Source organism: Alphaproteobacteria bacterium (assembly GCA_030740435.1).
In the GTDB taxonomy this organism is placed as follows: Bacteria; Pseudomonadota; Alphaproteobacteria; order UBA2966; family UBA2966.
In genome coordinates this window covers 16,652-29,014 of sequence record JASLXG010000002.1, presented here as the reverse complement: position 1 = coordinate 29,014, position 12,363 = coordinate 16,652, and the positions used below count along the sequence as shown (strand labels likewise).

Genomic DNA, 12,363 nt, shown 5'->3' with positions numbered 1-12,363 from the left:
GGTTTTGTCGAGTCTAAGTCGTTGATTCTAGGCGATAAAACAGGGATTCTAGAGTAGTGGACTCTACCGAGTACACACCACCATCACGGTCTGGTTTCTGGCAATCTTGGCAAGTTCCTTGGTGGACATCGACTTGGAACGTTCCGACCATCGGGTAGGAAGTCCAGCAGAGGTCAAAAACTGTCTGACAGTGGATGCCTTAATACCGAAGTTCACATTTTCTGGAAGAGACCCAATCGCCTTTGCTACCTTCATTTTGTTCAATTGGGATATAACGACACCGACTATGTTGCCGTTCTCGTCATAGATCGGTCCACCACTGTTTCCAGGTTGAACCGCAGCATCCATCTGAAATTGACCAGAGTCATCGCTCATACCTCGAACAGAACTGACGATGCCTCTCGTGACCTTGATAGTGTTGCTGAGGATGTTTCCATAGGGATAACCTCCAACCATCACTCTTCCGCCTAGCTCCACATCCTCTGACCGCAAAAGACCATTGGAGGACAAGGCTTTGCAATGGTTTGAAGAGGCTCGCAGCCGAAAACAGTCAGGTCAGCGCGTTCAGCCAGTCAGCTTCGGTAAGCTCAAAGACAGCTACCTCGACCTAATCAGGGGTACGGGTAAGTTCGAATATCACGATGGAACGATCCGTCGTCACGTGGAGCCGTTCTTCGGCAAGATCGACGATCTGAGTACGCTCGACAGCTCGACCATTCACGAATATCTGGCATGGCGGCAGAACAAGAGCGAGAAGATTCCGACCCCTCAGACGGTCAATCGTGAGAACACGGTCCTTCGTCAGCTCCTGCGTCATGCCGTGAATCGCAAGTGGCTGGCAGAAATTCCAGAGATCCCATTTGCCGACGAACGGCTGACACGGCGACGGCGACGGCATTTCACATTCGACGAATACCGACTTCTCCATCGCACATCGAGGACCCGAGCCCTACGCCCCGCCCAAGGGCTGGCCCGAGCCCAGGCTCAAGGTCGCCCAGGCCATCTGGGGCGAGGAATTCACCAAGCCCGGCGGCCTCGACGTGGTCAAGGACATGATCAGGCCGCTGGCGCTCAACGAAAACATGTCGGTGGTCGATATCGGCGCCGGCCTGGGCGGCTCGACCCGCACCATCACCCGCGAGACCGGGGCCTGGGTCAACGGCTACGACGAGGACGAGGAACTGGCGGCGGCGGCCATGAAGATCTCGAAGATGGGGGCGCTGGCCAAAAAAGCACCGATCGAGGTCTGCGACCTCGATGCCTTCGCCGACGTCGGCATCCGGGAAAACTCCATCCACGCGGTGTTTTCCAAGGATGCGCTGTTCACCGTCGCCGACAAGGATACGCTCTTGGAAACCATGGAAATCATCATGAAGCCCGGCGGCCAGTTGATGATGACGGACTACATGGCGGCCGAGGGCAAGGGCGAAAATGGCGAAGAAGGCCAGGCCGAGAGCCCCGCCGTGGCGTTGTGGTCGCGCTTCGAGCCACGCCGGCCCCGGCTTTGGGACGTCGGCCGTTTTCGCAGCAAACTCGAGAGCATGAACTTCGAGGTGCGGGTGGCCGAGGACATCAGCGAAAAACAGCGCGGCTACGTGCTGCAAGGCTTTCTCGGCTTCACCGAAGCGCTGAAGACCTTCAAGGGCAATCCCGAACTCGAGGAATGGGCCGTGCGCGAGGCCGAATTCTGGCTCCACCGCATCGCCGCCCTGAGCTCGGGCGAGGTCAAGGTCTACCGCTTTTACGCCCGCAAGGAAGCCTAGCCGCGCATTGACAGTGCACCACGCCGCCCCTATGGTTCGGCCCGCCCGGGAGCGCCGCCGGGAAATGAACGGACGAGTGTCATGAAGGTCGTGAATTCCCTCAAGTCGGTCAAGAAGCGCCACCAGGCCTGCCGCGTGGTGCGGCGCAAGGGCCGCGTCTACGTGATCAACAAGGTCAACCGCCGCTTCAAGGCGCGCCAAGGCTAACATCGTCCCTCGGGGGCCCCGCGGGGGCCCTTTCGTTTGGCCGCGTCCATTCGGGCGCGGTTTTTGTTTGGGCGGTTGGTCGGCCGGGCGCCAAGTGCTAAATCTCTAGGCTGAATACGTTGCAGCCAAGGGGGACCCTGATGCGCATGCCCGAGCCCGATGCCGAGGTCATGGCCCAGAAGGACGAACTGGTGGCGGCGCTCAGCCGCATCGTGCCGGGCGAGGGCGTCATCGCGCGCGACGAGGAGCTCGGCGTCTACGAGTGCGACGGCCTCACCGCCTATCGCCAAAAGCCGCTGGCCGTGGTGCTGCCCGAGACCAGCGCCCAGATCGCCGAGGTGCTGGGGGTATGCCGCGCCTTCCGGGCCAAGGTGGTGCCGCGCGGTGCCGGGACCTCGCTTTCGGGGGGCGCGCTGCCGCTGGCCGACGGCATCGTGCTGGGGCTTTCCAAGTTCAACCGCATTCTCGAGATCGACTACGCCAACCGCTGCGTCGTGGCCCAGCCCGGGGTCACCAACCTGGGCATCAGCCAGGCCGTCGAGCACGCCGGCTTCTATTACGCCCCCGATCCCTCGAGCCAGGTCGCCTGCACCATCGGCGGCAACGTGGCCGAGAACGCCGGCGGCGTGCATTGCCTGAAATACGGCGTCACGACCAACAACATCCTGGGTCTCGAGGTGGTGCTGCTGAGCGGCGAGACGGTGCGCCTGGGCGGGCGCCACCTGGAGGCCGAGGGCTACGATCTGTTGGGCCTGATGACGGGGTCCGAAGGGCTGCTCGGCGTCATCACCGAGGTTACCGTGCGCATCCTCAAGAAGCCCGAGACGGCCCAGGCGCTGCTCATCGGCTTTGCCACCATCGAGGCCGGCGGCGAATGCGTCAGCAAGGTCATCGCCGCCGGCATCATTCCCGGCGGCATGGAGATGATGGACAAAAACGCCACCCGGGCGGCCGAGGCCTTCTGCCAGGCCGGCTATCCCCTGGATGTCGAGGCGCTGCTTATCGTCGAACTCGACGGCTCGGCCTCCGAGGTCGAACACCTGGCCATCCGGGTGGCCGAGATCGCCCGGGCCGCGGGCGCCGTGACGGTGCGGGCCTCGACCTCGGAAGAGGAGCGCTTGCGCTTCTGGGCCGGGCGCAAGGCGGCCTTTCCCGCCATCGGCCGCCTCAGTCCCGACTATTACTGCATGGACGGCACCATTCCGCGCCACCAATTGCCCCAAGTGCTGCGCCGCATCGGCGAGCTTTCGGCCCGTTTCGGCTTGCGCGTGGCCAACGTCTTCCACGCCGGCGACGGCAATTTGCACCCGCTGATACTCTACGACGCCAACCAGCCCGGCGAGCTCGAGCGGGCCGAGGACTTCGGCTCCGAGATCCTCAAGCTCTGCGTCGAAGTGGGCGGCGTGCTGACCGGCGAGCACGGCGTCGGCGTCGAGAAACGCGACCTCATGGGCGCCATGTTCACGGACCAAGATCTCGAGCAGCAGCAGCGCGTCAAGTGCGCCTTCGACCCCGACGGCCTGCTCAACCCGGGCAAGGTCTTCCCCACCGTGCGGGGCTGTGCCGAACTGGGCCACATGCACGTCCACCGGGGCCAGCTGCCGTTTCCCGACCTGCCGCGTTTCTGAGGCAGGCATGGCCGAGAATTTCTCCCCCTCGGATGCCGGCCAGGTGTTGGAGCTGCTGGCCTGGGCGGCGGCCGAGACCAGGGCGCTGGAAGTTCGTGGCCTGGGCAGCAAAGCGGCTTGGGGCCGGCCGCTGGGGGATTTGCCGCGCCTCGACCTGGCGGCGCTTTCCGGCGTCTCGCTTTACGAGCCAGAGGAATTGGTGCTCAGCGCCGGCGCCGGCACGCCGCTGGCCGAGATCGAAGAGCTGCTGGCGGCCGAGAACCAGCAGCTCGCCTTCGAGCCGCCCTCCTATGCCGCGCTGCTGGGTGGCTCGGCCGAGGCCGGCGCCACCATCGGCGGCGTGCTGGCCTGCAACCTTTCCGGGCCCAGGCGCATCGCCCGCGGTGCGGCGCGCGATCATTTCCTCGGCGTGCACGGCGTCAGCGGCCGGGGCGAGGCTTTCAAGTCGGGCGGCCAGGTGGTCAAGAACGTCACCGGCTACGACATGTCGAAGCTGCTGGCCGGCTCCTTCGGCACCTTGGCCGCCATGACCGAGGTGACGCTGAAGGTGCTGCCGGCGCCGGAACGCACCCGCACCGTGCTGATCGCCGGCCTGGCCGACGGCGCCGCCATCGAGGCCCTGGCCCAGGCCGCCGGCTCGAGCCATGACGTCACCGGCCTGGCCCACCTGCCGGCCCCGGCGGCGGCGCGCTCGGCGGTCTCCTACGTGGCCGGGGCCGGCGGCGCCGTGACGGCGCTGCGCCTCGAGGGGCCGGGGCCTTCGCTGGCGCAGCGCTGCCGGGCGCTGCGTGACGAGTTTTTCGCCTTTGGCCCGGTGGAGGAGCTGCACAGCACCAATTCGGCCACCCTTTGGCGCGAAGTGGGCGAGGTGGCGTTGCTGGGCGGCGGCGACAGCGTGCTCTGGCGGCTCTCGGTGGCGCCGGGCGAGGGCGCCCGGACGGTGGAGCGCATCCTCGGCGCCACCGGCCAGAACGCCGCCGAGGTGATCTACGATTGGGGCGGCGGCCTGGTCTGGCTCGAGCTGCCGGCCCATGAGCCCGGCAGCGAGGCCGTGTGGGCGGCCGTGGCCGGGCGCGGCAACGCCACGCTGATGCGGGCGCCGGCCGAGCAGCGGGCAGAGCTCGGCGTCTTCACGCCCCAGCCGCCCGCCCTGGCGGCGCTCACCGGGCGCCTCAAACAGGCCTTCGACCCCCGCGGCATCCTCAACCCCGGCCGGCTTTACCGGGGGGTCTGAGGCCGCCTCATGGAAACCCGCTTCACCACTACCAGCCTGCTCGATCCCGACATCGCTGCGGCCAACGACATCTTGCGCAAATGCGTGCACTGCGGCTTTTGCACGGCGACCTGCCCGAGCTACGTCATCCTGGGCGACGAGCTCGATTCGCCGCGCGGCCGCATCTGGCAGATCAAGGAGATGCTGGAGACCGGGGAACCGGCCCCGGCCGCCACCGTCAAGCACGTCGACCGCTGCCTTTCCTGCCTCTCTTGCATGACCACCTGTCCCTCCGGCGTCGACTACCTGCGGCTGGTCGACCAGGCCCGCGGCCACATCGAGCAAAGCTTCCGCCGGCCGCTCTCTGAGCGCCTGCTGCGCAGCCTGATAGCCCACCTGGTGCCGCGCCCGCGGCTCTTTCGCCTGGCCCTGGCCGGGGCCTGGCTGGTGCGGCCCATCGCGGCCTTGTTGCCGGGCCGGCTGGGCGCCCTGGTGGCCCTGGCGCCGGCCCGCCTGCAAGGGCCCTCGCCGGCCGCCACGCCGCAGGTCTTCGCCGCCCTTGGCCAGCGGCGCAAGCGCGTGGCGCTGCTCACGGGCTGTGCCCAGCAGGTCCTGGGCGCCGCCATCAACGAGGCCACGGTGCGCCTCTTGCGCCGCCATGGCTGCGAGGTGGTGATCAGCCCCGCTGGCTGTTGCGGGGCGTTGGATTTCCACCTGGGCCGCGAGGACCAGGCCCGGGCTCGGGCGCGGCGCGCCATCGCCGCCTGGACGGCCGAGCTCGAAGGTGCCGGGCTGGATGCCGTGGTGATCAACGCCTCGGGCTGTGGCAGCACGGTCAAGGACTACGGCCACATGTTCCGCGACGATGAAGCCTGGCGCGGACGCGCCGAGCGCATCGCCGGGCTGGCGCTGGACGTCAGCGAGCTGCTGTTGGAGCTGGGCCTGGAAAAGCCGGCTGTGCCGCAACCGGACCTCACCGTGGCCTATCACGACGCCTGCTCGCTGCAGCACGCGCAAAAGCTCAGCGCGCCGCCGCGGCAGTTGCTGCGGGCCGCCGGTTTCGAGCTTCGCGAGGTGCCCGAAGGCCACCTCTGCTGCGGCTCGGCCGGGACCTACAACATGTTGCAGCCGGAACTGGCCGGGCGCCTGGGCCGGCGCAAGGCGGCCAACCTGGAAACCAGCGGCGGTGCCGTGGTGGCCGTCGGCAACCTGGGTTGCCTGGTGCAGATCTCGCAGCATTCGGCACTGCCGGTGGTGCACACGGTGGAGCTGCTGGACTGGGCCACGGGCGGCCCGCGGCCAAGAGCCATGGGTCCGGGGAATGGCTGAGGCGCTTTGGCCCAGGGGTGTCGCTTTTGAAGCCGAAAGAACCCGGCACCGGCGATGAGCTGCGCGACGACCTACCGGGCCATGATCTGTGACCGCCTCGAGGGACCCGACAGCCTGCAGCTTGCCGACCTGCCACGCCAGCCGCTGCAGTCCGACGAGGTGCGCCTGGAGGTGCGCGCGGCGGGGGTCAATTTTCCCGACCTGCTGGTTACCCGCGGGCTCTACCAGCACAAGCCCGAACTGCCCTTCGCACCCGGCCTCGAGGTGGCCGGCCGGGTGCTCGAGGTGGGGGCCGGCGTGGCCCAATGGCAGGTTGGGCAAGAGGTCATGGCCGGCACCAGGTTCTCCGGCTTCGCGGCCGAGCTGGTGGTGGCGGCCTCGGCCGTTCAAGCGCTGCCGGGGCCCTTCGCGGTGGCCCAGGGGGCGTGCTTTCTGGTGGCTGCCCGCACCGCCTATCACGCCCTGGTCGACAAAGCCGGGCTGGCGCCCGGCGAGACCCTGGTGGTACTAGGCGCCGGCGGCGGTGTCGGCCTGGCCACCGTCGAGCTGGGCAAGCTGCTGGGCGCCCGGGTCGTCGCCGTGGCCTCGCGCGACGAGGGCCTGGCCGCGGCCCTGGCCCGGGGCGCCGACCAGACCATCAACCATAGCCGGCAGGACCTGCGCCAGCGCCTGCTCGAGCTGACCGAGGGCGCGGGCGCCGACGTCGTCGTCGACCCGGTGGGCGGCCCGCTGTTCGCCGTGGTATCGCGCACCATGGCCTGGGACGGGCGGCTGCTCGTGGTGGGCTTCGCCAGCGGCGGCATTCCCTCGCTCAAGGCCAACCTGCCGCTGGTCAAGGGCTACAGCCTAATCGGCATCCGCGCCGGCGAATCGGCGCGACGCCATCCCCGCCGCGCCGCCGCCGGCATGCGGCGCTTGCTGGCCTGGTGCGAAGAGGGCCGGCTCGCGCCCCATATTTCCCACCGCTTTCCCCTGCACCGGGCGGCCGAGGCGTTGCGTTGTTTGGAAGCCCGCCAGGCCGTCGGGCGTATCGTGATCGAGGTGGAAGCCGAATCATCGTGAAGGCCGCGACGGCGGCGAATTCGTGCTAGTATTTTTGCCGCTGGCCTTCTTTGGTCTGGGGACGATGATCATGGCCGAACAAAGCGACTGGGAATTTCCCCTGGCGGCCCAGCCCGCGCCCGAGGAACTCGGCTTCGACCTCGATCAGGCGCTGCGCTCGGTGGTGGCGGTCAGCGCCCACATTCCGGAAGACGCTTTCACGGCCTCGATCCTGGGCACCGAACGCGGCGGCAACGGCGTCGTCATCGACGAGAGCGGATTGATCCTGACCATCGGCTACCTGATCACCGAGGCCGACCGTCTGTGGCTGACCACGGCCGACGGCGTGGCGGCGCCGGCCTATGTGGTGGGCTATGACATGGGCACCGGGTTGGGCCTGGTGCAGGCGCTGGGCCGCCTCGGCGTGCCGGCCCTGGAGATCGGCTCGGCCCGGCAGTCGGAGATCGGCGATTCCGTCATCGTCGCCGGCGAGGGCGGGCGGCGCCACGCCCTCAAGGCCCACGTGGTCTCGAAACGCGAATTCGCCGGCTATTGGGAATACGTGCTCGACGAGGCCATTTTCACCTCGCCGCCGCATCCCAACTGGGGCGGCGCGGCGCTGATCGGGCGCGACGGCCGGCTGCAGGGCATCGGCTCGCTCTTTGTGCAGCAGGCCCAGGGCGAAGAGGTGCGCAACGACGGCAACATGATCGTGCCCATCGACCTGTTGCAGCCGATCCTCGACGACATGCTCAAGTTCGGCCGCGTCAACGAGCTGCCGCAGCCCTGGCTGGGCATGTACACCACCGAATACGAGGACAACTTCGTGGTTGCCGGGCTGGCCGAGACCGGACCGGCGGCGCAAGCCGGCGTCCGCGTCGGCGACATCGTGCTCGAGGTTTCCGGCGGGCCCGTGCACTCGCTGGCCGATCTTTTTCGCAAGATCTGGGCCGTCGGCCCGGCCGGCAGCGCCATCCCGCTGACCATCGCCCGCGACGGCGAGGTCCAAGACGTGGTGATCAGATCGGCCGACCGCTGCGATTACTTGAAGTCGCCTAGTATGCATTAGGGCGGCGGGCCTTTGGCCCGCCTCGCGTTCAAGCGCCACGCAGGCTTCCGCGCCTTCGGCGCGCCGGCAGCCGGCCCTGGCTGTGGCCAGGGGCGGTGCCCGCCGACAAAAATCGTGCCCTAAATAAAGTGGTGAAAAAGTGGTGACAGTCACCACTTTCCGAGCCGCCTTCAGCGCCAGGGAAGCGGGCACCGCCCGGAACTGGGGCGTCGGCGGCTGCCCTCGCGGTGAGCGTCCGCGTCCCCTTAATTAAGATCCATTAACAGGCGTTGCGGCGAAAAGTTAATGATTCGTCCGCGTCCCCTTAATTAAGGAACGGCGGGCACCGGCCCTTGCCCCCGTCAAGGTCGGCTGCCTACGCGCCGAAGGCGCGGAAGCCCGCGTGGCGCTTGAACGCAGGCGGTCCCTGCGGGACCGCCGCACAAGACTCCTACACCGGTTCCAGCGGTTCTTCGACCCAGGCTATGCGCAGCACGTTGGTGGCGCCCGGCGTGCCGAAGGGGACGCCGGCGGTGATCACCAGGCGGTCGCCGCCGGCGGCGAAGCTGTCGCGCAGCGCGATGCGGCCGGCCCGTTCGACCATATCGGTAAAATTGGTGGTGTCCTCGGTCTGGACGCAGTGCACGCCCCAGACCACGGCCAGGCGGCGCGCCGTATCGAGCTTCGGCGTCAGCACCAGGATGGGCACGACGGGGCGTTCGCGGGCCGCCCGTAGCGCCGTCGAGCCGGTGCCGGTGTAGGTCACGATGGCACTGGCGCGCAACGTCTCGGCGACCTGGCGGGCGGCGGCGCTGATGGCGTCGGCGGCGGTGGCCTCGGGCGGCAGGTGCTCGGAATCCATCAGGGTGCGGTAAAGATCGTCGCTTTCGACCTGTTCGATGACCCGGTTCATCATGCTCACGGCCTCGAGCGGATAGGCCCCGGAGGCGGTTTCCGCCGACAGCATCATGGCATCGGCGCCGTCGTAGACGGCCGTGCCGACGTCGGAGACCTCGGCCCGCGTCGGCGTCGCCGCCTGGACCATGGATTCCAGCATTTGCGTCGCCACCACCACCGGCTTGCCGGCCGCCCGGGCGGCCCGGATGATGCGCTTTTGCAGCCCCGGCACCTCCTCCACCGGCAACTCGACGCCCAGGTCGCCGCGCGCCACCATCAGACCGTCGGCGATGTCGATGATGTCTTCCAGGTGCTCCAGCGCCGAGGGCTTCTCGATCTTGGCCATCAGGCCGGCCCGGCCGGCGATGATCTTGCGCACCTCGGCGACGTCCTCGGGGCGCTGCACGAACGACAGCGCCACCCAGTCCACGTCGAGATCGAGGGCCATCTGGAGATCGCCGCGGTCCTTGTCGGTCAGCGCCGCGATGGGCAGCACGGCAGCCGGCAGGTTGACCCCCTTGCGGTCGGAAATCTCGCCGCCCGCCACCACCTCGGTCCGGGCCCGGTCGGGGCCCACCTCGACGACGCGGAGCCGGATGCGGCCGTCGTCGATCAGCACCTCGGTGCCCACCTCGAGGGCGGCGAAGATCTCGGGATGCGGCAGCGGTGCCCGCTTGGCATCGCCCGCCTCCGGTCCCAGGTCGAGATCGAAACGCCGGCCGGCCCGCAGCTCGGCCCGGCCCTTGGCGAAGCTGCCGACGCGCAGCTTGGGGCCCTGCAAATCGGCCAGGATGGTGATGGGCCGGCCGCTGCGGCGTTCGAGCTCGCGAATGGCGGCGTGGGCGGCGACGTGGGTCTCGCGCTGGCCGTGGCTGAAGTTGAGGCGAAAGACGTCGGCGCCGGCCAGGAACAATGATTCTATCACCTCGGCCTCGGCACTGGCCGGGCCGAGGGTGGCGATGATCTTGGCGCTACGCTGGCGTCGCATAGGAAATCCTAACCTCCGCCGCCCTCCGGGGCTACCAGGATGGCGCGGAAGTCGTTGACGTTGGTGCGCGTCGGACCGCTCATGACCAGATCGCCCAGGGCCGCGAAAAAACCATAGGAGTCGTTGTTGGCCAAGTGGCCCTCGGCGTCGAGGCCGGCGGCCCGAGCCCTCGCCAGCGTGTCGGGCAGGCAAATCGCACCGGCGTTGTCGGCGCTGCCGTCGATGCCGTCGCTGTCGGCCGCCAGCGCGGCGATGCCGGCCGCGCCATCGAGCGCCAGCGCCAGCGCCAGCACGTATTCGGCGTTGGGGCCGCCCTGGCCGGAGCCCCGTATGGTCACCGTGGTTTCACCGCCCGACAAGAGCGCCAGGCGCTGGCCGGCGTCGCGGACCTCGAGCGCCAGGCGGGCGTGCTCACGCGCGATGGTGGTGCTGTCGCCCTCGATGTCGTTGCCCAGCACCCGGGCCTGGTAGCCGGCTGCCTCGGCCTGGCGGGCGGCCGCGGCCAGAGCCGAGCCGGCGCCGGCGACGATCACCGTCCGGGCCCGGACCAGGCGGGGATCAAGGGCCTTGGGCGTTTCTTCCCGGGCCGCCGCCAGGTGCGCGGCGACGGCGGGCGGCGGCTCGATGGCGTACTTTTGCAGCACCGCCCGGGCCTGGGCGAAGGTCGTGGGGTCGGCCACCGTCGGTCCCGAAGCGATTGTGGCCGGGTCGTCGCCGGCCACGTCGGAGATGGCCAGCGTCAAGACGGCGGCGGGATGGGCGGCGGTGGCCAGGCGGCCACCCTTGAGGGCCGAGAGGTGCTTGCGCAGGCAGTTGATCTCGCCGATCGAAGCCCCCGAGCGCAACAGCGCCCCGGTCACCGCCTGCTTGTCCTCGAGCGTCAGCCCCGCCGCCGGCGCCACCAGCAACGCCGAGCCGCCGCCCGACAGGAGGCAAATCACCTGATCGTCGGCCCCCAGGCCCTGAACCAACTCCAGCATGCGCCCAGCGGCCCGGCGGCCGGCCGCGTCGGGCACCGGATGGGCCGCCTCGACGACCTCGATCGAGCCTGTCTCGGCGACGCCGTGGCCGTAGCGCGTCACCACCAGGCCGGCCGCCACCGGCAGCGCCGCCGCCGTCACCGCGGCCATCGCCGCGGCGGCTTTGCCGGCACCCACCACAACCGTGCGGCCGCCGCCGGCGGTGGCGGCGGCGGGCAGGTGGCCAGGCAGGCAAACGGCGGGCGCGACGGCCGCCACGGCGGCGTCGAAAAGCTGGCGCAGCAGCGCCCGGTCGGCCTGGTTCATGGCCCGGTTATAGCGCGGCCCAGGCGTTGCACCAAGGCCGGGAGCGGCGTATGGTCCCGCGCCGGAGCCGCCCAGCCCTTGGGGCGGCATTCTTGCACTTGGGGCGGCATTCTTGCCCTTGGGGCGGCATTCTTGCAAAGGTGCAACCGTGGACATGGCCAGCGAGATCACTGGGCCCGACCAGCGGGCCGTCCAGCCGCCGCCCTTCGAGGTGCTCAACCCGGGCGGCGGGGCCGGCTTTTTGCTGACCTGCGATCATGCCAGCAACACCCTGCCGGCGGATTGCGGCGGGCTGGGGCTTGAGCCCACGGCGCTGGCCCGCCACATCGCCTACGATATCGGCGCCGCCGACGTCACCCGCCGCCTGGCCAGCGCCCTCGATGCGCCGGCGGTGCTGTCGGCCGTGTCACGCCTTTTCATCGACCTCAACCGCCATCCCGGCGGGCAACAGTCGATCGTCGAGGAAAGCGACCACGTGGTGGTGCCAGGCAACCAGGGCATCGATGCCGCCGAACGGGCCCGGCGCGAGCGCGACTGGTTCGTGCCCTACCATGATGCCGTCAGCGGCCAGCTCGATGCCATGCGCCGGCGTGCCCTGCCGGCGCTGTTTGCCATCCACAGCTTCACGCCCATCCTCGACGGCATCGAGCGGCCCTGGCAGGTCGGCCTGCTCTACAAGGACGACGATCGTCTGGCCCGGCCACTGATGGCCGCCTTCGAGGCCTTTGCCGGTGTCCAGGTGGGCGACAACCTGCCCTATTCGGGCTTCGACCCGGCCGGCTACGGCATCCACGTCCACGGTGCGGCAGAGCGCATTCCCCACGTCATCGTCGAATTGCGCCAGGATCTGATCGACACCCACCACGGGGCCGAGGCCTGGGCCGGCCGCCTGGCCGCGGCCATCCGCACGACGGTGCGCCAGAGCCAGCCCTGGGAAACGCCGGGCGAGTGAGCGGTTTTGGG

The 12,363-nt window shown here is 68.9% G+C and carries 12 protein-coding genes; 8 read left to right on the top strand and 4 right to left on the bottom strand.

Annotation, left to right across the window (positions count from 1 at the left end):
- Positions 1 to 63: 63 nt before the first annotated feature.
- Together QGG75_00140 and QGG75_00135 are read right to left on the bottom strand one after the other, a co-directional pair.
- Positions 64 to 492, bottom strand: a complete 429-nt coding sequence (locus QGG75_00140; protein ID MDP6065656.1) for a serine protease — start codon at positions 490 to 492, stop codon at positions 64 to 66.
- 115 nt (positions 493 to 607) lie between these two features.
- Positions 608 to 928 (bottom strand): hypothetical protein, encoded by a 321-nt coding sequence (locus QGG75_00135; protein ID MDP6065655.1) that lies wholly within the window; start codon positions 926 to 928, stop codon positions 608 to 610.
- A gap of 124 nt (positions 929 to 1,052) precedes the next feature.
- On the opposite strand from QGG75_00135, the gene QGG75_00130 reads away from it, so the two are divergent.
- The 7 genes from QGG75_00130 (at position 1,053) to QGG75_00100 (ending at position 8,250) form a co-directional block, all read left to right on the top strand.
- On the top strand, positions 1,053 to 1,763 hold the full coding sequence (locus QGG75_00130) for a methyltransferase domain-containing protein (protein MDP6065654.1): 711 nt from the start codon (positions 1,053 to 1,055) through the stop codon (positions 1,761 to 1,763).
- Between the two features lie 81 nt (positions 1,764 to 1,844).
- Positions 1,845 to 1,970, top strand: a complete 126-nt coding sequence (gene ykgO / locus QGG75_00125; GenBank protein MDP6065653.1) for a type B 50S ribosomal protein L36 — start codon at positions 1,845 to 1,847, stop codon at positions 1,968 to 1,970.
- 140 nt (positions 1,971 to 2,110) lie between these two features.
- A complete protein-coding gene (locus tag QGG75_00120; protein ID MDP6065652.1) occupies positions 2,111 to 3,598 on the top strand; it encodes an FAD-linked oxidase C-terminal domain-containing protein in 1,488 nt (495 codons plus the stop codon).
- A gap of 7 nt (positions 3,599 to 3,605) precedes the next feature.
- Complete coding sequence (locus tag QGG75_00115; GenBank protein MDP6065651.1) at positions 3,606 to 4,832, top strand: FAD-binding protein; 1,227 nt, start codon at positions 3,606 to 3,608, stop codon at positions 4,830 to 4,832.
- Between the two features lie 9 nt (positions 4,833 to 4,841).
- Complete coding sequence (gene glcF / locus QGG75_00110; protein ID MDP6065650.1) at positions 4,842 to 6,140, top strand: glycolate oxidase subunit GlcF; 1,299 nt, start codon at positions 4,842 to 4,844, stop codon at positions 6,138 to 6,140.
- Positions 6,141 to 6,194: 54 nt separating this feature from the next.
- Positions 6,195 to 7,202, top strand: coding sequence for an NADPH:quinone oxidoreductase family protein (locus QGG75_00105; GenBank protein MDP6065649.1), 1,008 nt, complete (start codon positions 6,195 to 6,197; stop codon positions 7,200 to 7,202).
- 70 nt (positions 7,203 to 7,272) lie between these two features.
- Positions 7,273 to 8,250 (top strand): S1C family serine protease, encoded by a 978-nt coding sequence (locus tag QGG75_00100; protein ID MDP6065648.1) that lies wholly within the window; start codon positions 7,273 to 7,275, stop codon positions 8,248 to 8,250.
- A 430-nt stretch (positions 8,251 to 8,680) separates the two neighbouring features.
- On the opposite strand, the gene pyk is transcribed toward QGG75_00100, so the two are convergent.
- Both pyk and QGG75_00090 read right to left on the bottom strand, forming a co-directional pair.
- Positions 8,681 to 10,114, bottom strand: coding sequence for a pyruvate kinase (gene pyk / locus QGG75_00095; protein MDP6065647.1), 1,434 nt, complete (start codon positions 10,112 to 10,114; stop codon positions 8,681 to 8,683).
- A gap of 8 nt (positions 10,115 to 10,122) precedes the next feature.
- A complete protein-coding gene (locus QGG75_00090) occupies positions 10,123 to 11,400 on the bottom strand; it encodes a DUF4147 domain-containing protein (GenBank protein MDP6065646.1) in 1,278 nt (425 codons plus the stop codon).
- Between the two features lie 154 nt (positions 11,401 to 11,554).
- Between QGG75_00090 and QGG75_00085 the strand changes: the two genes are divergently transcribed.
- On the top strand, positions 11,555 to 12,352 hold the full coding sequence (locus QGG75_00085; GenBank protein ID MDP6065645.1) for an N-formylglutamate amidohydrolase: 798 nt from the start codon (positions 11,555 to 11,557) through the stop codon (positions 12,350 to 12,352).
- Positions 12,353 to 12,363: the final 11 nt, after the last annotated feature.